The sequence below is a fragment of the Microbacterium sp. GW821-FHT01D02 genome, assembly GCF_059422585.1.
On the sequence record NZ_JBWKXB010000002.1, the window covers coordinates 781,669 to 802,173 of the forward strand.

Genomic DNA, 20,505 nt, shown 5'->3' on the forward strand with positions numbered 1-20,505 from the left:
GCTCCTCCTCCCACCCCACACCCGCCGGCCCCCGCCGGCCCCGCGTCCGCCCTCGGCACTCCGCCGAGGGCGGACGTCTGCGTGCGGGGCGTCCGCGAGTGCACGGGGTGTCCGCGAGCGCACGGGGCTCTGGGCATGAGCGCACGGGGCTCTGGGCCCGAGGCTCCGCGAGTGCACGGGGTGTCCGCGAGTGCACGGGACAATCACGGGGACCAGCCGTGCGTTCGCCGAGGTGTCGTGCTCTCGACGACAGTGAAGACGCCCGGCAGCCTCACGGGCATACCCCGCGCCACCGGAGCCCGGGCGCACGAAGCTCCGGGCACGAAGCTCCGCGAGTGCACGGGGTGTCGACGAGTGCACGGCACGCACACGGAGACAACCCGTGCACTCGGCGAGGTCCCGTGCACTCGACAGCAGCGCGGGGGACGCGGGTGGGGCGGGGGACGCGGAACGGCCCGGAGGAGGATCCTCCGGGCCGTTCTGCGTCAGCGGGTCAGCTGTGGCGGCGTCTCCGCATCCACAGGGTCAGGCCGAGGCCCATCGCGGCCAGGGCCGCGAGCGCCGCCCCTGCCCAGACGGCTCCGTCGACGCCGGTCGTCGCGAGGTCTCCCCCGCTCCCGGTCCCGGGCGCCGCCGTGACCGCGAGGTCGCCCCTCGCCAGCTCGACGCCCAGGGCGTCCGTCGCGACGAGCGCATGCGCACCCGCCGGCGTCGCCGCCGGGATCGTGACGGTCGCCACGGCATCGCCGTCGGCCGAGACGGTCACCTCACCGAGGCGCACCGGCTCGGAGTGCAGCCACAGCTGCACCAGCGCGTCAGGCTCGAATCCGCTCAGCTGCACGGTCACGCTCGACCCGGCGGCGACCGAGCCGATGGATGCCGTGACGGTCGCCTTCTTCCCCGGCTTCGCCTTCTTGACCTTCAACGGTGCGCTGGCGAGTTCGGCGTTCGACGCATCCTGCACGATCACGCGATGCTTCCCCACCGAGGCGTTCGCCGGGATCAGCAGACGTGTGGTCAAGGCACCCTTCGCGTCGACCGCGGCATCCGTCAGCTTGACGTCGTCGAGCCACACCGAGACGGTCGATCGCGGCGCGAAGCCGGTGAGCGCCATGCCCACCGTCTCCCCGGCGCGCACCGAGTCGGCATCGAGCCCGAGCTTCGGGTCGATCTCCGGGTTGCATGCGCTCAGGTCATCGGCCGGACGCTTCTCGGCGGCATGCCCGCCCCGCGCTGCCGACGAGCCGTACACGGCCATCTCGGCGACGGCGGCGAACTGCGTGCCCGAGATCGACGACGTGGCGGTGACCCGGATGTAGCGAGCCGTGGTCTCCGCGAAGTCCACGTCCTGCCACTCGGCGACGTTCTTCCACTCGCCCGAGGCGACGGGTGTGTACGCCTGTCCGTCGGTCGACACCGCGACCTCGTATCCCTTGATCGGCCCGTTCTGGTTGGCGCCGCGGCGCAGGTACGAGATGCCGTCGACCTGCTCGGCCGCACCGAGGTCGAACGTCAGCACGTGCGGATACGACGTGGCGGCCGAACTCCACCGGCTGTGCCAGAACGTGCCGGCGTTGCCGTCGAGCATGTTCGCGGCCGCGCCGTCTTCGCCCGACGTCTCCTCGGAGCTCGCCGCTGCGGAGATCTGCGCGTTGGGGATGCGGGCTCGCTTCGACACCGACACCTCCTGCGTCGTGGTGACCGTGCGCACATCGCAGTCCGCGAGGTACGTCGCGGCGATCCCGATCCCGACGGTCGAGCCGGCGGCCGCCGCGGGCGCGGTGACCAGCCAGGTGGTCTTCACGCTGTCACCGGCCGCGACCTCAGCGAACAGGTTCGACGAGCCGTCGGCGACCTCGACCACATACCCCTCCGGCACCTCGAGCTGCACGCCGATGTTCTCGACGGCGAGGGACTCGCTGTTGGTGAAGGTGGTCGTGAACGCGGTCTGCGCACCCGGGCTCAGGACGCCTGCTTCGCCGGAGACGGTCGCGCAGGGCGTGCCGCCGGTCGTGGGGCCGAGGTCGGTGACGGTGAAGTCGTCCAACACGAAGTCCACGTCCGGTCCGCCGACCCGCTCGAGTCCGACCCAGGTGTAGTCGCCGCAACCGACGATCACGTCCTGCGAGAACTCGGCCGTCTCCAGCGCCTGCGTGATCCCGGTGCGGCTGAGCGTGGTCGAGGTGACCTTGCCACCCGCAACGGCATCCGTCCCGGTGAGCCAGCGGTACGCCCCGCTCGCGCCGACCTGGTAGTCGAAGCCGATGCGGTAGGAGTGCCCGGCCTGCAGCGGGACGAGCGTCGGATCGGTGCGGTAGACGACCCCGTTGTTCTCGGAGTGCGACATGAGCGAGTGGTCGCCGGTCAGCGTCGTGTCCACCGCGAGCCCGGCCAGCGGCCCCGCATCGAACGGCTTGGCGGTGTTGCGCCAGTTACTGCTCGCGTACGGGTCGTGACGACGGGAGATGCTCGTGCGCGGGTCGTCGATGCCGTTGGCGTCACCCTTCACGAACGGCCCCCAGCCCGCCTCGTCGCCCTCGAAGTCGTTCGAGTACACCGTGCCGGCCGCGGACGGCGTCGTGGTGTCGGCCATGACACGGGCGTTGTCGATGCGGACCTTCGCCTCCCCCGCGACCGCACCGATCGACACGGTGACCTCGCCCGATGCCGGAGCCAGGAACGAGGTCGAACCGCGCTGGTAGTACTGGCCCGCCTTGGAATCGGCGCGCATGTAGTTGTACGTCGGGGAGAGGTTCCACGTGCGGGTGGCGGCACCTGAGCCGGTGTCGACCGAGACGCTCACGTCGCGGGTCGCGGTCGGATCGATCTGCACCTGTGCGGAGAAGGCGTATCGCTCGCCCGGCTCCAGCCCGGTCACCCGCTGGGAGATCGACGACGCGGCTGCACCGAACACGGCGATGTTGTCGCCGCGCGATTCGTTCTTCGCGCTGCCGAGGTCGGTGCGCTCGATCGTCACATCGCCCCGGGGGTTCCACACATCGAGCGAACCGGAGTTGAACCCCGGGTCGTCGAGGCCGGCGTCGTGGTACTCGACGGCTGCGCGCTGGGCGCCGCCCTGCGGCACCACGACATAGGCCGTGCCCTTGTCGCCGCTGAGCGTGAGGTCGCCGCCGGTCGCGTCGGCCGTGCCGACCTTGACGCGCCCCTGGTCACCGAGCTCGAAGACGTCGAAGGCGGTGTTGCCGCGGAAGGCGTCGGTGAGACCGAACGTCTTCTCGCCTCCCGTTGCGGAGTAGAAGTACATCTTGTCGGCGTCGACCGGCGAGCCGGAGTCCTCATTCGATTCCAGCGACTGCCACGGCAGCAGGTACGAGTCGCCGCGCAGCACCGTCGCCCCGTCCATCGTGACGACTCTGGTGCTCCCGTCCATGCGCACCGCCACGTCATCCGTCAGCGTCGCTTCGGCGCCTGCCCGGTACGTGAGCAGGTCGAAGTGCTGGAGGAACTTGGTGGGCAGGCTCTGCTTCCAGATGTTGTCGACGAAGCCGTCCCAGTTGCGGTTGCCGACCCAGCCCTCGGCGTCGATCAGCCGCTGCTGTCCGAGCAGGGCGTCGTCGTTCCAGACATCGGCCTGCCCGTTCTGGATGAAGCGCACCATGGTGGAGTTGATGCCCTTGTTGTCCTTGCCGCCGTACGCCAGGTCGTTCGGCCAGTGCGACCAGACCGTGCTGTCGACGAACTTGTCGCCCCACTCGGTCGCGACCTCGAGGTCCATGCCGTTCAGCTCGTCCGCGAGCTCCTCGGCGACCCAGCCGTTGGAGTAGTACACGTCGATGTAGACGCCGCTGAGGCCGGGCACCTCGTCGCGCAGCTGCTGGAAGCGATCGAGCACCCGCCCGGTGCCGAGGTCGGCCTGCTGGTTGATGTAGTACGACTGGTCGAGCCAGTTCCACCCCGGCTTGTAGGGGGCGGCACCGTCGATGATCGCGGAGTCGAACGCGTTCGCCTGCGGGTACATCTCCGTGGCGTTGACGTGCACGCTCATGTCGGCGTTGAGCTTCGCGCCCTCGTCGACGAGGTTGTTGAGGTCGGAGAGGCCGCCGGCGCGCTCGTTGTAGTTCCCGCCGTAGTCGGTGTTCGCCGAGTCGTGGCCCTCGCTGCCGTAGCCCTTGTTGAGCACCCACTGTCCGAGACCGTCGGTCTGGTTCGCGATCCGCTTGGTGTTGTCGAGCACCAGGTCGAAGTAGTTCGTGGCGCTGGAGGCGAAGTTGAAGGGGATACGGCTGACCACGCGCTCGGCCACCCGATCGGCGCCGAGACGCGGGGTGTCGACTTCGCGGTACCGGATCGCCGCGTCCTGCCAGTCGACCGAGTCGTCGCCGTTCCGATCGGCGGCGAGGAGAACCGTGACCTTCGGCAGGGCGTACGTGGTCACCCGGCTGTCCACGGCGGTGGTCGGATGGATCAGCCACGCGCTGGAACCGATCTCCGCCGTGCGTCCCGCCGCCTCGGTCACCCGCGTGGTCAGGCGCGTGTTCCAGGAGGCGGTGCCCCCGGATGCCTGGGTCGTCGCGTTGGTGATCACGCTGCCGACGAGCGCGCCGTTGCCGAGGAAGGCGAAGGCCGCCCCCTTCTGTCCGGTCGCCGTCGACGCGTTCACGGCGATGTGCTCGTCGGCGTTCTTCGTGCTGTCGGGGCTGATCACGGTGCGGTCGAGTGCCGACCCGGCATCCGCGGCGCTCGCCGAGAGGAAGGCGTTGTCCGGGAGACCGAGCGTGGTCACGGTCGCGGTTCCGTCGACGGCCGTGACCTCGAACCCGATGGTTCCGTCTTTCGCGACGCGGATGCTGCTGCGCACGGTGACGTCGATCCCGGTCAGCTTCGACACGTAGTCCACGCCGGTGGCCGAAGCCGTCGACGTGGTCTCCGACGCGTAGGTGGCCCCGTTCACCGACCAGGTCTTCGCCGAGGTGCGCTGACCGCCGATGCTCTCGCTCCCGAGGCGATACGCCGCGATGCGGGGGAACTCCGTCGAGACGACGGCGGTCGTGCCGCCGTCGGCGATCTCGACGGTCTCGTCGGTGTCGGGAACCTCGGGCTCGGTGACGATGGGAGGCAGCTGCTCGTCGGAGAGGACCTCGATCTCGCCGGCCCCGCCGCCGGTGGTCCCCTGCGCGTCGATCACGAGCAGGGCCACGTAGCGACCATCCTTCGCGGTGTCGAGCGTGATGCGCTGCTTCTCGTCGTTCGCGGTCGGCGCGTGCAACGTCGCCGTTCCCGCGGCCGCACCCCACCCGCCGTCAGCGGGAGAGTTCCGCGCGACATCGGCGTCGTCCGTCACATACACCTCGACGGTCTTGGCGGCGACTCCCTGCCCTCTCTTCACCGAGTAGTCGAGGGCCTTCACCGAAAGCGACCGCTGCAGATCCACGACGATCCAGTGCGGGAACGGGGCGCTGGCCGCGTACCGCGACGTCCACTGGGTCGCGAAGTCGCCGTCGAACGCCCCGAGGGCCGTGCCGTCGAGAGACGGAGGAGCCGGATAGGGGTCCGACTCGCTCGACACCGCGTGCAGGCGGTAGTCGGTCTTGGGCACCGGGATCAGATCCGCGGCCTGGGCGGATGGCACCTGGGCGAGCATGCCGCCGAATGCGAGCGCCGTCGCCAGCACGGAGCTGAGGGCGACGGCAGCGCGGGGCGGTCGGGAGGGTTTCGACACGTCTTGCCTCTCGGTCGGAGCGACGCCCGGGAGCACTGACGCCCCGATGCGTCGCAGGTGATCATCGACGATCTCCGGCGATGTTTGCGCTATCACAATATGAGGAACGAGGACGATATATCAAGCACTATCGGCGCGCGAGCGCAAACATTGGCCGAAAGTCGCCCACGCACAGACGACGAGAGCCGCCCCGCACACACATGCGGGACGGCTCTCTGTACGCTCCGGATCAGGAGCCGATGAACTCCTCGGTGTCGCCGAAGGACGGCTCCTCGCGGATCTCGACGGTCGACCCGAGGCGATCGGTGTCGAGGACCACGATCTCGTTGCGGCCGACCCTCCACAGCGGCGCCGGCGCGTAGAGCGTCTCCTGCGGCCCGACCTTCCAGTACCGGCCGAGGAGGAAGCCGTTCAGCCAGACCATCCCCTTCGACCCGCCGGGGAAGGCGAGCCAGGCGTCGAGCGGTTCCGCGATGCCGAAGGAGGCGACGGCGACGCCGTCGGAGGCATCCGCGGACCCACCCGGAACCGGCACGGGAGCATCCTGCGGCACGAGGCGATGCGTCCATCCGTTGACCAGTCGACGTCCGATCATCACGCCGCGCATGATGCCCTTGCCCTCGCCGGTGTACGGGCCGTAGTTGATGCGCCCGAGGCTCTCGACGACGATCGTGAGTCGACCCGCTCCACCGTCGACCGGCAGCGCCAGCGACGTCTCGCCGTCCCGCTCCAGGACCCCGAGCTTCTGCCGGTCGAGGAACACGACGGCGCGGTCGTGCAGTCCGTCGATCGTGAGCATCGCGTCGGCGGGGAACGACACGTCCGCCTCGTAGGCGACCAGGCCGTCTTCGGCGCCGAGCGCCTCGAACGTGCGCGGCCTCGGCGAGACGTCGCCGGTCACGGGAAGGGTCGCGATCAGCTCCAGCAGAGCGGCCCGAGGCTCGAGAGGCGCGGTCGCCGCACCCTGCCGCCGCGGAGCAGCGGGAACAGCCGGAAGCTCGGCGGCATGGAAGGGCGCGAACAGGGCGCGGAGCGCGTGGAACTTCTCGTTGAGCGTTCCGTCCTCGCCGATCGGTGCATCCGAGTCGTAGCTGGTGACCGTCGGCTGCAGCACCTGGTCGTGGTTCGCGCCGTTCCAGAGACCGAAGTTCGTCCCTCCGTGCGCCATGTAGAGGCTCACCGACCCGCCCGCCGCCAGCAGTTCCGCGATCGTGCCCCCGGTGCTCGCGGCGGAGCGCACGTGGTGGCGCTCACCCCAGTGGTCGAACCAGCCGCCCCAGAGTTCGCTGCACATCAGCGCGTCGCCCTCGCGGCGCAGCTCCACGGCCCTCGCGACCCCGGTCCCGAAGGTGAAGGTGGCCATCGCGCCGGGAACGCTGCCGTGCTCGATCATGTCGCCGGTGATGCCGTCGGCGGTCGTGAGCATCTCGACCATCCCGCGGCGACGGAGACCCTCCCGCAGGTGCGCGAGGTAGGCGGCGTCACTCCCGAAGGAGCCGTACTCGTTCTCGATCTGGATCGCGACGATCGGTCCGCCGTGGGAGGCCTGCAGCGGGACGAGTCGGGGGATCAGCTCGTCGTACCAGGCGTCGACCGCCGCGAGGAAGTCGGGGTCGCTGGTGCGCAGCGCCGCGACCCGGCCGGAGAGCCAGGACGGGAGGCCGCCGTTGGACCACTCGGCGCAGATGTAGGGGCTGGGTCGGAGGAACACGTCCAGACCGATGTCGCCGGCGAGACGGACGAAGCGCTCGATGTCGCGCCATCCGTCGAAGCGCACGTCGCCCTCGACGCGCTCGTGGAAGTTCCACGCGACATATGTGTCGACCGTGTTCGCGCCCATCGCGGCGAGTCGACGGAGGCGATCCTCCCACTGGTCGGGATGCACCCGGAAGTAGTGGATCGACCCCGCGAGGATGCGGTGGGAGACGCCGTCGCGAAGGATCTCTCCGTCGCGCCAGATCAGGGTGGGCGCGCCGATCGACGACGCGGCGGCCGGGGCTCCGGTAGCGGCGGAAGAGCCGTCGAGAGCCGAGGCGAGAAGGTCAGGCATAGCGCTCCAAGCACGAGTGTTTGCGTTCACATTATCGCATCACACTTCTCGCCGCCTCCTGGTTTTCCGCCGATTGATCGCTACCATTGACCACATGTCACCTCGCCGCCCGAGAGACGACCGCGCCCCCAGCCAGGTCGACGTCGCCCAGCTAGCCGGTGTCTCCACGCAGACCGTCTCCCGCGTCATGTCCGGGCAGGACAACGTGCGCCCCGACACCGCCCGGCGCGTCCTCGCGGCCGTGGAGGAGCTCGGCTACCGCGTGCACGCCGCCGCCGCGTCGCTCGCCTCCGGGCGCACCCGGGTGCTGGGCGTGATCGTCGTCTCCACCGACCGGTACTCGTCGGCGGCCCTCGGCGTCGGCATCCAGCAGGCGGCCGCTGCGAACGGCTACACCGTGTCGACGGCCGCGGTCGCCGACCACGCGTCCGTCGAGGCCTTCCTGGAGGCCTTCGACCGACTCGAACGTCAGGGGGCGGAGGGCATCATCCTCGGCGTCCCGGTCGAGCTCGAGAGCCCGGCGATGCGCGCGCGCACCGAGCGCACGCCTGCGACCCGCAGCGAGCGCACCTCCCTCGACGAGGACGCGCCGCTCGCCGTGGATCAGCGCGCGATCGCCCGTCTCGCCGTCGAGCACCTCCTCGACCTCGGGCACCCGACCGTGTGGCACGTCTCGGGCGACGAGTACTGGACCGAGACGCAGCAGCGCAGCGAGGCGTGGGAGCAGACGCTCCGCGACCGGGGCATCGTCCCCCCGCCGGTGATCCCCGCCGACTGGACCCCCGAGTCCGGCTACCGCGCCGGTCGCACCATCGCGGCGATCCCCGAGGCGACGGCCGTGTTCGTCAGCAGCGACGAGATGGCGTTCGGACTGATCCGCGCGCTGCACGAGGCCGGGCGCAGTGTTCCCGAGGACGTCTCCGTGGTGAGCGTCGACGACATCGCTCTCGCCGCCTACGCCTCCCCCGCACTCACGACCGTCCGGCAGCCGTTCGAGGCCATGGGCCGTGCGGCCGCACTCCGTCTCATCGCCCAGATCGAGGGACAGGAGGCCGTCGGGGAGGTGCCGTCGACCGATCCGCAGCTCATCGTGCGCTCGTCCACCGCACCGCCGCGCTCGGCGCGCTAGCCCTCATCCGCCCCAGACCGCCCGGGCACCGGCCTCGCCGATCAGCACGACCATCACCGTGCTGCCCACGCCGCTGACGACCGCGAGCACGGCGACGATCCACCGCGCCGCCCGGCGCGGCCCCTCGCCGAATCGGTACCAGCACCACTGCGCCGCCGCGACCAGGAACATCGCGAGCGTCCACGGCCACAGCAGTCGACCGAGGTCGGCGTGATGGACCACCGCCGGCACCGGACCGACCCGCTCCGCCAGGGCCTCACCCGCGAGCATGGTGATGGGCACGAGCACGAGCACCACGAGGGCGGCGAGCGGCGTCACGATGCCGAGCCTCTTCCGCGCCGCGGGGAGGAACGCGCCCAGGATCAACGCCAGCGCCGTGAGCGGCACGAGGATGACCACCGCGTGCACGATGAGCGGATGCAGGGGGAGCCCGGCGATCTCGAAGAGGTCCATACTCAGGACACGGGATCGACGCGTCGAGGGTTCAGATGAACCTTCCGCCCGCCTGTCTCGTGTCTCCGGAGAGGAACCGAAGGAGGTGGCGGATGCCGAGGGATGACGCGGCACGTCTCGGCGCGCTCTACGACGCGCATGCGGCGCCGATCTGGCGCTACGTCGTGCACCTCACCGGAGATCGGGCGGGAGCGGATGACGTCGTCCAGGAGACCCTGCTGCGTGCCTGGCGGACCCCGCGCATCCTCGCCGACGATCCGGAGTCCACGCGTTCCTGGATGTACACGGTCGCCCGGCATCTGGTCGTCGACGAGGCGCGGAGCGCCCACCATCGCCGGGAGGTCGCGATGGACGAGCCGCCGGAGTCCGCCGTGCGCGACGCCACCGACGCGATCTTCGACGCGATCCTGATCGAGGAGGCGCTCGCGGCGCTCTCCGAAGCCCACCGAGACGTCGTCATCCGCGCGTACTACCGGGGCCTCACGGTCGCCGAGATCTCCGCGGAGCTGACGGTCCCCGAGGGGACCGTCAAGTCGAGGCTGCACTACGGCCTCCGCGCGCTGCGACTCGGACTGCAGGAGAAGGGAGTGACGCGATGAACGCCGACCACACGCGATACGCCGAGTGGGATGCCGCGTACGTCCTCGGAGCCCTCAGCGCCGCCGACCGCGCCGAGTTCGAAGCGCACCTCTCGCAGTGCGCCGAGTGCCGTGCCGCCATCGCGGAGGTGGCGCCGATGCCGGGCCTCCTCTCCCGGGTGGCACCCGAGCGGGCGGAATCGCTCCTGCGGGCGACGGATGCCGAGGCTCCGGCACCCGAGCACCGCGCGCACGTGCTCTCCCTCGCCGCCGAGCGCGCCCGCCGCCGCCGTCGGGCGTGGGTCGCCGGTACCGCGGCCGCTGCGGCGATCGTCGTCGCCGTCGTGGCCGTGCCGCTCGTGTCGGCCCAGCTCCGTCCGCCGACGACGACGGTCGCCCTGGAACAGCTGATCGACGCCCCGCTCACCGCCACCGTCGGCCTCACCGACGTCGCCTGGGGCACCCGGATCGACATGACGTGCGCATACGGCGCCGGAGGTCATGCTCCGGCGGACGGCTGGGCGTACGCGCTGGTCGTGGTGGCGCAGGACGGCACCGAGAGCGTGCTGTCGACGTGGCGGGCGCATCCGGGCACCACCGCGCGCCTGAGCGCCGGTACCGAGCTCCCGGCGTCGGACATCTCCACGGTCGAGATCCGCTCGGTCGACTCCGGCGAGGTGCTCATGCGGTCATCCGTCGACGCGCCCTGAACCTTTCACCGCCGCCTGTCGTGTACCCCCTGACCGCACCCGCGGTCCTGCACAGGAGGTTTCACCATGCTCTCGAGAGTCTCGAAGACCGCGGCGGTCGCCGCCCTGCTCCTGACGTTCGCCGTCGCCGGATGCTCATCGCCCGGCGGAGGCTCCGGCGGCTCGGGCGGGGCCTACGGACAGTCGTCCGAGTCCAGCGCGCCCAGTGAGAGCGCGGCATCCGGCGCCACCACGCTGATGGTCGCCGACTCGACGCTCGGCAAGATCGTCGTCGACGCCGACGGGAAGACGCTCTACATGTTCGACACCGACACGCAGGGCTCGGGCGAGAGCTCCTGCACCGGCGAGTGCCTCACCAACTGGCCGCCGCTGACCACCGAGGGCGACGCGCCCGCGGCGCAGGGCGTGACCGGCGAGGTCGGCACCATCACCACGGCGGACGGCTCCCAGCAGGTCACCCTCAACGGCTGGCCGCTCTACTACTTCGCGGGCGACGCCGCGGCCGGCGACGTCAACGGGCAGGGTGTCGGCGGCATCTGGTGGGTGCTCTCCCCTGCCGGGGAACGCATGGCCGACTGAGACGACGGGGCACCGGCGGGGTCATGCGATCGCGGGCTCGCCTCGCGGACTCACCAGCGACCGTGCCGGTGCTCCCACTCGTCCTCGACCGTGCGGCGCCGACCAGCGACGATGCCGGCGGGGATCGCGACAATCAGCACACCCGCGATGACGAGGAGCGGCACCTGCCACCCCGCGGTCGTCTCGTGCAGGAGTCCGATCAGCAGGGGGAAGGTCGCGGCGATGGCATAGCCGATGCTCTGCACGAATCCGCTCAGCGCGACGGCGCTCTCGGGTGTGCGGGCCCGGATGCTGAGCAGCACCAGGCTCAGCGGGAACATGATGGCCGTGAGACCGAAGATGCTCACCCACAGGGGCAGCGCGACGGTCGGCGCGAGCAGCAGCCCGGCGAGACCGACCAGTCCGCCACCGACCGCCACGAAGAAGAGCGGACGGGTCGCCTGGAAGCGCACGACGAGGATCGGCACGAGCAGCGAGCACGGCAGACCGATCAGCGCGAACAGCGAGAGCAGGAAGCCCGCCGTCGCCGGGGTCACGCCGCCGATGTCGACGAGCATGGTCGGCATCCAGGCGAAGGAGACGTAGGCCATGGTCGACGACGCCCCGAAGACGACGGCGAGCGCCCAGGCGAGAGGCAGCCGCCACAGCCGGGCGAAGTACCGGCGGTTCGCCGGCGTGGTCGAGATGGGGCCGGTCGCGACGGCCACCGCGTCCTGCATGTCGTTGACGCCGTCGGTCGGATCGGGGACGAGGAGCTCGGTCTTCATCGGCTCGCCCGCTCGCGAGCCGTTCTTCAGCAGCATCGCCACCCACGGGACCAGCGCGATGCCCGCGACGATGCCCCACATCCCGAGCGACACGCGCCAGCCGAGCGAGTCGGCCACCGGCACGGCGACGAGCGGCGGGAGGAAGGTCGAGACCGCCATCGTCGTCGAGTAGATGGTCATCATGACCCCGAGCCGATCGGGGAAGTACTTCTTCACGAGCGGCGGGAGCAGCACGTTGCCCGATCCGACGCCCGCGAACACGACCACGGTCGCGGCCAGCAGACTGGTCGAATCCACCGCGAAGCCGCGCAGCAGCAGGCCGAGGGCCATCAATGTGATCGCGGCGACCGCCATCCGCTCCAGCCCGAAGCGGCGCTCGAACAGCGGGGTGAGCAGGCCGAACAGCGCGAAGCAGATGGGCGGTGCGGCACCGATCAGACCGACCACGACCGGCGACACCGGGAAGTCCTCGGCGACGTGGTCGATGACCGGCGACAGGGAGGCGACCGCCGACCGCAGCGAGAACGCCACCAGGACGATCCCGACGAGTGCGAGAGCCCGACCGTGCCACAGCGGTCGTGCGCTCGGCATCGTCATGAGGTCTGCGACCCCTCCACCCAGGCGAGGTACTCATCCGAGACGGTGCCGGTCACGTACCGGCCGTCGAAGCAGCTCATGTCGAGATCGGTGAGCACCGATCCCTCGATGATCGCGGCCTTGAGGTCTTCGACCTCCTGGTAGACCAGGTGGTCGCAGCCGAGCTCCTCGGCGATCTCGGGGATCGTCCGGCCGTGGGCGATCAGCTCGTGGCGCGACGGCATGTTGATGCCGTAGACGTGCGGGTGCCGCACGGGCGGGGCCGCGGAGGCGAAGGTCACCGAGGCGGCGCCGGCATCCCGCGCCATCTGGATGATCTCCTTGGAGGTCGTGCCGCGCACGATCGAGTCGTCGATCAGGAGCACGTTCTTGCCCTGGAACTCGGTCGACATGGCGTTGAGCTTCTGACGAACGCTCTTCTTGCGCACGGCCTGCCCCGGCATGATGAAGGTGCGGCCGACGTAGCGGTTCTTGTAGAAGCCCTCGCGGTACTCGATGCCGAGCTTGCGGGCGACCTCCATCGCGGCGGGGCGCGACGAGTCCGGGATCGGCATGACCACGTCGATCTTGTCCATCGGCACGTGCTTGGCGATCGTGTCGGCGAGACGGTCGCCCATGCGCAGGCGCGACTCGTACACCGAGATGCCGTTCATGACCGAGTCGGGGCGGGCGAGGTAGACGTACTCGAACGCGCAGGGCGCGAGCGTCGCCGCCGTGGCGCACTGCTTGGAGTGCAGCTCTCCGTCGTTGGTGATGAAGATGGCCTCGCCGGGCTCGACCTCGCGCACGACCTCGTAGTCGCCGTTCTCGAGCACGAGCGACTCGCTCGCGACGACCCACTCGTCGCGACCCTCGGCTCCGGGCACCGTGGACGGGCGACGACCGAGGATCAGCGGGCGGATGCCGAACGGGTCGCGGAAGGCGAGCAGTCCGTAGCCGGCGATGACCGCGATCACGGCGTAGGCGCCCTCGATGCGCTCATGCGTGCGGGCCACGGCCTCGAAGACCCGCTCGGGGTCGAGGTCGACGGTCGAGGTCGTGTTCTGCAGCTCGCCGGCGAGCACGTTGAGCAGCAGCTCGGTGTCGCTCGAGGAGTTGAGATGGCGACGGTCGCGCTTGGCCATGTCGGCCGTGAGCTCACGCGTGTTGGTGAGGTTGCCGTTGTGGATGAGGATGATGCCGTAGGGCGCGTTCACGTAGAACGGCTGCATCTCCTCCTCGTTCGAAGCGGTGCCCTTCGTGGCGTACCGCACGTGACCGAGACCCACGTTGCCGAGCAGCGCCCGCATGTCGCGAGTCCGGAACGCCTCGCGCACCATGCCCTGCGCCTTGGCGTTGTGCATGACGCCGTTCGCCTCAGCGGTGGCGATGCCCGTCGCATCCTGGCCGCGATGCTGCAGCAGCAGGAGTGCGTCGTAGATGTCCTGATTGACCGGGGCAGAGCCCACCATTCCGACGATGCCGCACATGGGCTCTTACTTCGCTCCGTCCGCGTAGGCGCCGACCAGGCGCACCGCTCCACCGTCGACGCCCTTGGCGCCCTGCTCGAATTCGCCGGCCGGACGCGGCCCGAAGCCGACGGTCCCGACCTGCCACGAGGGCATGCCCTCGGCGTTCAGTGCCGCGATCGCGGCATCCTTCTTCTCCGCGGCGACCACGGCGAGGAAGCCGATGCCGAGGTTCCAGGTGCCCTCGGCGGACTCCAGCGTGGAACCGGCGATGTCGCTGAGCACGCGGAAGACCGGACTGGGCGACCAGGTGCTGCGGTCGACGTCGACCCAGCTGCCCTGCGGGAGCACGCGGGCGAGGTTCGCCGCGATGCCTCCGCCGGTGACGTGGCTGAGCGAGTGCACACCGCCGCCGAGCTGGTCGATCAGACGCAGCAGCGGAAGCGTGTAGAGGCGCGTCGGCTCGAGGAGGGCCTCGCCCCAGGTCGTGCCGAAGTCGGCGGCGTTGTCGCCGTACCCGATGCCGGCGCGGGTCACGATGTGACGCACGAGGGAGTAGCCGTTGGAGTGCAGCCCGCTGGAGGAGACCGCGATCACCGCGTCACCGTCCTGCACGAGCTCTGCACCGAGGATGGCGTCGGCCTCGACCACACCGGTCGCGGCACCGGCCACGTCGTAGTCGCGCGGGCCGAGCAGACCCGGGTGCTCCGCGGTCTCGCCCCCGACCAGCGCGGTGCCGGTGGCCGAGCACGCCTGGGCGATGCCGCGCACGATGTCGGCGATGCGCTCGGGGACGACCTTGCCGCACGCGATGTAGTCGGTCATGAAGAGCGGCTTCGCGCCCACCACGACGATGTCGTCGACGACCATGCCGACCAGATCCTGGCCGATCGTGTCGTGCTTGTCGATCGCCTGCGCGATCGCGACCTTGGTGCCGACGCCGTCGGTGCTGGTCGCGAGCAGCGGACGACGGAAGTCGCGCAGCGCGCTGGCGTCGAAGAGGCCGGCGAAGCCGCCGACACCTCCGAGCACTTCGGGTCCGTGCGTCGCGCGCACGGAAGACTTCATCAGCTCGACGGCGAGATCACCTGCAGCGGTGTCGACGCCGGCTTCGGAATAGGGATTGGTGGGGGAGGCAGCCACGCCTCCAGCCTACCGCCCAGAGTCGCCCCGACTCTCCGCGAAGACGGTCCTCGGATCCGGGGCCCCGAGCCGCCTACGATGGGGCCATGGCCGACAAGCCCCAGTGGCTCATCCGCGAAGACGCGAGCGTTCCGGTGCTCGTCGCGCTCGCGCTGCGGCAGCGTCTCGGGATCCGCGCTCCGGAGGATCTCCCCTCGCTGCGGGAGCTGGCCGTGCGAGCGCCGGATGCGACGGACGCCTCCCCCGCTGTCGAGGCGCAGTGGCGCGAGTACTGGGACATGACGGTCGAGCCGCGGGCGCATCCCTCCGACGTCCCGCTGGAGCTCATCGACGGGTTCGACACGCTCGTGGCCCTGCCGGCGACCGGGGCGGAAGAGCTCGCCGCGGCCATCGCCCCGCAGGCGACATCCGCCCTGCTCTACGCCCACGCCGCGCACGACCGCTACGTGAGCTCGATGAAGAGTCACACCGGCGGCGACGCGTATCGCGCCTACGCCAGCGCGATCGCCGAGTTCGAGCGGGAGGTCGGCCGCCGCGCGCATTCGTTCGAGCTGAACGTGCAGGTGCTGCCGTTCTCGCAGCGCGGCATCTGGTGGATCGGGGCGCTCACGGTCGCGGTGACCGACGGCCTCCGCCGCGATGTCGTGGCGTTCGACGCCGCGATCCGTCCGGTGATCGCCGAGCTGGCGTAGCGGTCAGTCCTCGTCGTCGACGACGGTCTCGCGGTCGACCCGCACGACGCGGTCGTGCCGGCGCGCGATCCGCTCGAGGATGAGCCCGACGACGCCGCCGAGGGCGAGGCCGATCGGCACGGTCCACAGCAGCAGGAAGCCGAAGACCTGTCCGGGAGGGTAGACGACGTCGAGCGCCTGGGACTCCTCGTAGCTGCCGATCCAGGTGAGGATGCCGGCCGCGATGACGCCGACCACGACGCCGATGCCCATGAGCACGCCGTACCGCGGCACACGGCGCACGGTCGCTTCGACGGTCTGGTGGGAATCGGTGGGGGCCATGCCTCCATTGTCCCACCGCCGGGCGGTGCCGTGCACCGGGGTCCGGACGGCGGACGAGGAACGGCCCTTCCCGCGTCCGCCGCGGGAAGGGCCGTTCGTCATGTGCCTCGACTCAGACCTCGGTCGTCGTCTCGGCCGTCTCGTCCTTCCGGTTGCGACGCGCGATCAGCACGCCGCCGGTCGCCACGAGCGCCACGACCACCAGCCCGCCCACGATCCACGGCCACACCGGCGCACCCTCGGACTCCGCCGGCTCGGTCTCGGCGGTGACCGCCGCGGCGACCTCCGGCTCGGCATCCGGCTTCTCCTCGGCGACGCCGCAGTCGGCGTTCACCGGGATGACCGCCGTGACCGGGTCGAGCGCCTCGCCGGCGGCGTAGGTGCCGAACGCGGCCGCTCCCGCGTCGGTCAACGTGGCCGGGATCGCGTCGAGCGTGAGCTTCCCGTCGACGACCGCGGCGTCTCCGAGGGCGAACTCCGCGAGGCGGACACCCTTCTGGTCGATGCTCTCGCCGCCCTGCGTGGTGCCGGTCACGTCGAACACGAGGTAGCCCTTGTCGCCGGCGAGCTCGACGCCGGCATTCGCGAGGGTCGTGTTCAGCGCACCGTCATGGCCCGTGAACGTGATGCTCCCGCCGAAGGAGACGAGGCCGGTGAGGGCCTTGTCGTCGAACGATCCGGTGCCGTTCTCCCACACGTAGTCCGGGTACTCGTAGGCCACGTCGGTCAGCGTCCAGCCGCCCTTCGCGATGCCCTCGATGTAGGTGCGGAACGACTCCTTATAGCCCCACTTGAGCGTGGCGCCCTCCACCGTGCAGGCCCCGATCAGAGTCTGCGCGCGGTTCAGCGTGAACGTCAGACCGCGGTCGACCGATCCCTGCAGGGTCAGCGTGTGCGCGCCGTCCTCGAGGCCCGCGGGGAGCGTTCCCGACCAGGTCGCGACACCCGCGGAGTCCGCGGTCACGGTTCCGAGCAGCACGGGCGTCGAGTACACGACGACCTTGATGCCCTCCTCGCCGGCCTGGAAGCCCGGGGCGGAGATCGTCGCCGACTGCCCGGACTCGAGCGCCGCGAGGTTGTCCGCGTCGATGTCGATGCCCTCGGATGCCGGCGGGGTGGCCGGCAGGGTCGTCTTGGGCTTCACGACGGCCGCAGCCACCGTGCCCGTCGTCCCGGCCGGTGCCGCCGCGACGGAGCCGATCGTGAACGTGACCGGGTTGAGATCGGTCGAGTAGCCCGCCAGGACCCTGTCGCGTCCGGCGGCCGTCAGCGACGCGGGAGCGGCGGTGTACGTCACCGCGCCGTTGGCCGTGATGCGCGCGGACCGCGAGAGGTCGAGCGTCGCGAACGGCACCTGGGCGCCGCCGCTCGTCACGTACAGGGTCGCGGCGCCCGTCGAGTTGATGCGGATCTGCGGGTTCGAGACCGTGACGTCGAGCACACCGTGGTGTCCGGTGAACCGCACCGACCCGCGGTACACGACGCTGCCCAGGCCGGTCGCCCGGTCGTAGTCGCCGCCGACCGTCTGTCCGAACTGGAACTGTCCGCCCGATCGGGTCGCCCCGTCGGAGACCGCGATCGATCCCTGCGCGATGCCGCCCGTGACGTAGTTCACGAACGAGGAGGAGATCGCCCAGCGGAGGGAGCCACCGGGAACGCTCGCCGGCGGGGTCGTCGGCTTCGTCGGCGGCTTCGGGTCCGTGGGCTTCTCGCCGAACAGCGCGCGCCACTGGGCGTCCGTGATCGTCACGTCGCCACGGGCGTAGATGGTGTCGGCGTCCGGCGTCGTGTGCTGCTTCCACACGATCACCTCGTACGACTTCGTGCGGTCGAGGTTCTTCGCCGCCGCCGTGAGGTCGACCGCGAAGGCGCCGAAGGTGACCTTCTGCACGTACTGCATCGCGAGGAACCCGCCACCGGCGGTCACCTCCCCCTCGGTGCCCTTCTCGATCAGCGCGACGTACGCGCCGGGGATGTCACCGAGCTTCGAGGCCGCCGCCGTGACGGTCAGACCGTCCTTCGCCGTCGCCGTCTTCACGGTCGCCCCGAGCGCCGGACCCTCCGGGAGGATCGCGTTCCACTGCTCTTCGCTGACCGGCACGGTCGAACGGGCGTAGATGGTGTCCGCGGCGGGCATCGTGTGCTGCTTCCACACGATCACCTCGTACGACTTCGTGCGGTCGAGCTTGTCGGCCGCAGCCGTCAGGTCGACGCTGAACGCGCCGTCGGTGATCTTCTGCACGTACTGCATCGCGAGGAAGCCGCCGCCGGCGGTCACGTCCGCCTCGGTGCCCTTCTCGATCAGGGCGGCGTACGCACCGGTGATCGCGCCGAGCTTCGACGCCTCCGCCGTGACGGTCAGACCGTCCTTCGCCGTCGCCGCCTTCACCGTGGCCGTGAGGCCCGCGGCGTTGCCGTAGTTCAGGGTGACGCTGCGCTCCTGCGCGGCGTTGACCACACCGCCGGCCGCGTAGGTGTAGACGCCGTAGGCACCCGGGGCCGCGGCCGCGTCCTTCAGGGTGAGAGTCGCCTGGAACGTGCCGTCCGCGGCGATGTCGACCCACTGCGAGCGGATCGCACCCTGATACTGCGCGGGAACCTGGTTCAGCACGCCCTCGGAGAGCGCCCACACCTGCGCCGCCACCGACCGGGTCGACGACGCGGCACCGGTGGACGGCTGCCATGCCGAGGCGAAGTTGCCGAAGACGACATACGTGCCCTGCGGGAGGTCCTTCGGGATCGGAACCCCGCGTCCGCCGACATTGGCCGTGGGGTCGTAGCCCGAGCCCTTCACGACGACCTTGTCGCCGGCCTTGAGAGCCGTCGCTCCGGCCGGGGTCGTGCCGTCGGCCAGGAACACGTCGATCGACGGGGTGAGCGGCGCGGGCTGCAGGGTCTCCCACTGCGCGTCGGTGATGGTGATCGTCGAACGGGCGTAGATCGTGCTCGCGTCGGGGTTCGTGTGCTGCTTCCACACGATGACCTCGTAGGCCTTCGTGCGGTCGAGCTTGTCGGCCGCAGCCGTCAGGTCGACGCTGAACGCGCCCCCGGAGATCGGTCGCACGTACTGCATCGCGAGGAACCCGCCGCTGCCGGTCACGTCCGCCTCGGTGCCCTTCTCGATCACCGCGACGTACGCGCCCGTGATGGCACCCAGCTTCGAACCGGAAGCGGTGACGGTGAGCCCGTCCTTCGCGGTCGCGGACTTCACGGCCGCGGAGGCGACAGCGGTCTCGGTGTAGTTCAGGGCGACGCTGCGCTCCTGGGCGGCGTTGACCACACCGCCGGCCGCGTACGTGTAGACGCCGTACGCGCCCGGGGCCGCGGCGGCATCCTTCAGGGTGAGGGTCGCCTGGAACGTGCCGTCCGCGGCGATGTCGACCCACTGCGAGCGGATCGCGCCCTGGTACTGCGCGGGAACCTGGTTCAGCACGCCCTCGGAGAGCGCCCAGACCTGCGATCCGACGGAGCGGGTCGCCGATGCGGCACCGGTGGACGGCTGCCACGCCGAGGCGAAGTTGCCGAACACGACATACGTGCCCTGCGGCAGATGCTTCGGGATCGGCACGCCGCGGCCCTCGGTCCCGAGGTTCGCCGCCGGGTCGTAACCCGAGCCCTTCACGACGACCTTGTCGCCGGCCTTGAGAGCGGAGCCAGCCGCGGGCGTGGTGCCGTCGGCCAGGAACACCGCGATCGACGGGGTGGTCGGGGTGGTCTCACCCGGGTCCGTGCCGGGATCGGTCTCACCCGGGTCGGTTCCGGGATCGGTCTCACCCGGGTCGGTTCCGGGATCGGTCTCGCCCGGGTCCGTGCCGGGGTCGGTCTCGCCGGGGTCGGTGCCGGGGTCCGTCTCGCCCGGTTCGGTCGGGAGCGGTCCGAACACGGCATCCCACTGACCGGCCGACACGGCGACGTCGCCGCGGCCGTAGATCGTGGTCTCGCTCGGGTTCGAGTGCTTCTGCCAGACCAGAACCTCGTACGCCTTCGTCCTGTCCAGCGAGCCGGCCTGCGCGTCGAGGGTGAACGTGCTCGCCCCTCCGGCGACCGTCGGCATCACGAATGCCGCGTAGCCGCCGTTGCCGCTGAGTCCGGACTCGGTGCCCTTCACGATGAGAGCCGCGTACGCGCCCTCGACATCGGGCAGCCCGTTCGCCTGCACCTGCACGCTCACGCCGGATGCCCCGGCGGAGGCGACGGTGGTCGCGATCGAGGCGCCCGCGGCGTGCGCGGGCGGGACGATCACCGCACCGGCGGCGATGAGGAGGAAGGAGACGAAGGCGGCGAGCAGCACGCGTATGCGTGCGCCCCCTGTGGATGCTGTGGCTGTGGCGTTCACGATTCTCCACGGCTCCGGGCAC

13 protein-coding genes are annotated in these 20,505 nt (G+C 70.6%); 5 read left to right on the forward strand and 8 right to left on the reverse strand.

The window, feature by feature from the left end:
• Positions 1-493: 493 nt before the first annotated feature.
• Positions 494-5,680, reverse strand: a complete 5,187-nt coding sequence (locus tag AC07VM_RS12525) for an endo-alpha-N-acetylgalactosaminidase family protein (protein WP_494911490.1) — start codon at positions 5,678-5,680, stop codon at positions 494-496.
• A 229-nt stretch (positions 5,681-5,909) separates the two neighbouring features.
• The gene (locus tag AC07VM_RS12530) at positions 5,910-7,730 is read right to left on the reverse strand and encodes a glycoside hydrolase family 35 protein (protein ID WP_494911492.1); all 1,821 of its coding nucleotides are present in this window, start codon (positions 7,728-7,730) and stop codon (positions 5,910-5,912) included.
• A 94-nt stretch (positions 7,731-7,824) separates the two neighbouring features.
• Here AC07VM_RS12530 and AC07VM_RS12535 point away from each other — a divergent pair, with 94 nt between their 5' ends.
• Positions 7,825-8,859, forward strand: coding sequence for a LacI family DNA-binding transcriptional regulator (locus AC07VM_RS12535; RefSeq protein ID WP_494911493.1), 1,035 nt, complete (start codon positions 7,825-7,827; stop codon positions 8,857-8,859).
• A gap of 3 nt (positions 8,860-8,862) precedes the next feature.
• On the opposite strand, the gene AC07VM_RS12540 is transcribed toward AC07VM_RS12535, so the two are convergent.
• Complete coding sequence (locus AC07VM_RS12540; RefSeq protein WP_494911494.1) at positions 8,863-9,312, reverse strand: DUF2231 domain-containing protein; 450 nt, start codon at positions 9,310-9,312, stop codon at positions 8,863-8,865.
• Positions 9,313-9,404: 92 nt separating this feature from the next.
• Here AC07VM_RS12540 and AC07VM_RS12545 point away from each other — a divergent pair, with 92 nt between their 5' ends.
• The 3 genes from AC07VM_RS12545 to AC07VM_RS12555 all read left to right on the forward strand — a co-directional run bounded on the left by AC07VM_RS12545 (position 9,405) and on the right by AC07VM_RS12555 (position 11,179).
• Positions 9,405-9,911 carry a sigma-70 family RNA polymerase sigma factor gene (locus AC07VM_RS12545; RefSeq protein WP_494911495.1) on the forward strand — a complete coding sequence of 169 codons (507 nt, stop codon included), beginning with the start codon at positions 9,405-9,407 and terminating at the stop codon, positions 9,909-9,911.
• Positions 9,908-10,600, forward strand: coding sequence for a zf-HC2 domain-containing protein (locus AC07VM_RS12550; protein WP_494911497.1), 693 nt, complete (start codon positions 9,908-9,910; stop codon positions 10,598-10,600). Before AC07VM_RS12545 ends, AC07VM_RS12550 begins: the two co-directional genes overlap by 4 nt.
• A 66-nt stretch (positions 10,601-10,666) precedes the next feature.
• Positions 10,667-11,179 (forward strand): COG4315 family predicted lipoprotein, encoded by a 513-nt coding sequence (locus tag AC07VM_RS12555; protein WP_494911499.1) that lies wholly within the window; start codon positions 10,667-10,669, stop codon positions 11,177-11,179.
• A gap of 50 nt (positions 11,180-11,229) precedes the next feature.
• On the opposite strand, the gene AC07VM_RS12560 is transcribed toward AC07VM_RS12555, so the two are convergent.
• The 3 genes from AC07VM_RS12560 to purM are packed head-to-tail and all read right to left on the reverse strand — an operon-like array spanning position 11,230 to position 15,134.
• Positions 11,230-12,543: an MFS transporter gene (locus AC07VM_RS12560; protein ID WP_267417070.1), complete on the reverse strand. Its 1,314-nt coding sequence runs from the start codon at positions 12,541-12,543 to the stop codon at positions 11,230-11,232.
• Positions 12,540-14,012 (reverse strand): amidophosphoribosyltransferase, encoded by a 1,473-nt coding sequence (gene purF, locus AC07VM_RS12565; protein ID WP_494911501.1) that lies wholly within the window; start codon positions 14,010-14,012, stop codon positions 12,540-12,542. Before purF ends, AC07VM_RS12560 begins: the two co-directional genes overlap by 4 nt.
• A 6-nt stretch (positions 14,013-14,018) precedes the next feature.
• Positions 14,019-15,134, reverse strand: coding sequence for a phosphoribosylformylglycinamidine cyclo-ligase (gene purM, locus AC07VM_RS12570; RefSeq protein ID WP_267417066.1), 1,116 nt, complete (start codon positions 15,132-15,134; stop codon positions 14,019-14,021).
• A gap of 86 nt (positions 15,135-15,220) precedes the next feature.
• On the opposite strand from purM, the gene AC07VM_RS12575 reads away from it, so the two are divergent.
• A complete protein-coding gene (locus tag AC07VM_RS12575) occupies positions 15,221-15,826 on the forward strand; it encodes a zinc-binding alcohol dehydrogenase (RefSeq protein WP_267417065.1) in 606 nt (201 codons plus the stop codon).
• Between the two features lie 3 nt (positions 15,827-15,829).
• On the opposite strand, the gene AC07VM_RS12580 is transcribed toward AC07VM_RS12575, so the two are convergent.
• Positions 15,830-16,147, reverse strand: coding sequence for a potassium transporter Trk (locus tag AC07VM_RS12580; RefSeq protein WP_494911503.1), 318 nt, complete (start codon positions 16,145-16,147; stop codon positions 15,830-15,832).
• A 112-nt stretch (positions 16,148-16,259) separates the two neighbouring features.
• Positions 16,260-20,438: an HtaA domain-containing protein gene (locus tag AC07VM_RS12585; protein ID WP_494911504.1), complete on the reverse strand. Its 4,179-nt coding sequence runs from the start codon at positions 20,436-20,438 to the stop codon at positions 16,260-16,262.
• Positions 20,439-20,505 lie beyond the last annotated feature (67 nt).

Excerpts from the sequence above, each read along its gene's own strand:
- AC07VM_RS12555 (WP_494911499.1), top strand. The coding sequence starts at position 10,667 with ATGCTCTCGAGAGTCTCGAAGACCGCGGCGGTCGCCGCCCTGCTCCTG.
- AC07VM_RS12580 (WP_494911503.1), bottom strand. The coding sequence starts at position 16,147 with ATGGCCCCCACCGATTCCCACCAGACCGTCGAAGCGACCGTGCGCCGT.
- AC07VM_RS12530 (WP_494911492.1), bottom strand. The coding sequence starts at position 7,730 with ATGCCTGACCTTCTCGCCTCGGCTCTCGACGGCTCTTCCGCCGCTACC.
- purF (WP_494911501.1), bottom strand. The coding sequence starts at position 14,012 with ATGTGCGGCATCGTCGGAATGGTGGGCTCTGCCCCGGTCAATCAGGAC.
- AC07VM_RS12535 (WP_494911493.1), top strand. The coding sequence starts at position 7,825 with ATGTCACCTCGCCGCCCGAGAGACGACCGCGCCCCCAGCCAGGTCGAC.
- AC07VM_RS12560 (WP_267417070.1), bottom strand. The coding sequence starts at position 12,543 with ATGACGATGCCGAGCGCACGACCGCTGTGGCACGGTCGGGCTCTCGCA.
- AC07VM_RS12540 (WP_494911494.1), bottom strand. The coding sequence starts at position 9,312 with ATGGACCTCTTCGAGATCGCCGGGCTCCCCCTGCATCCGCTCATCGTG.
- AC07VM_RS12545 (WP_494911495.1), top strand. The coding sequence starts at position 9,405 with ATGCCGAGGGATGACGCGGCACGTCTCGGCGCGCTCTACGACGCGCAT.
- AC07VM_RS12575 (WP_267417065.1), top strand. The coding sequence starts at position 15,221 with ATGGCCGACAAGCCCCAGTGGCTCATCCGCGAAGACGCGAGCGTTCCG.
- AC07VM_RS12550 (WP_494911497.1), top strand. The coding sequence starts at position 9,908 with ATGAACGCCGACCACACGCGATACGCCGAGTGGGATGCCGCGTACGTC.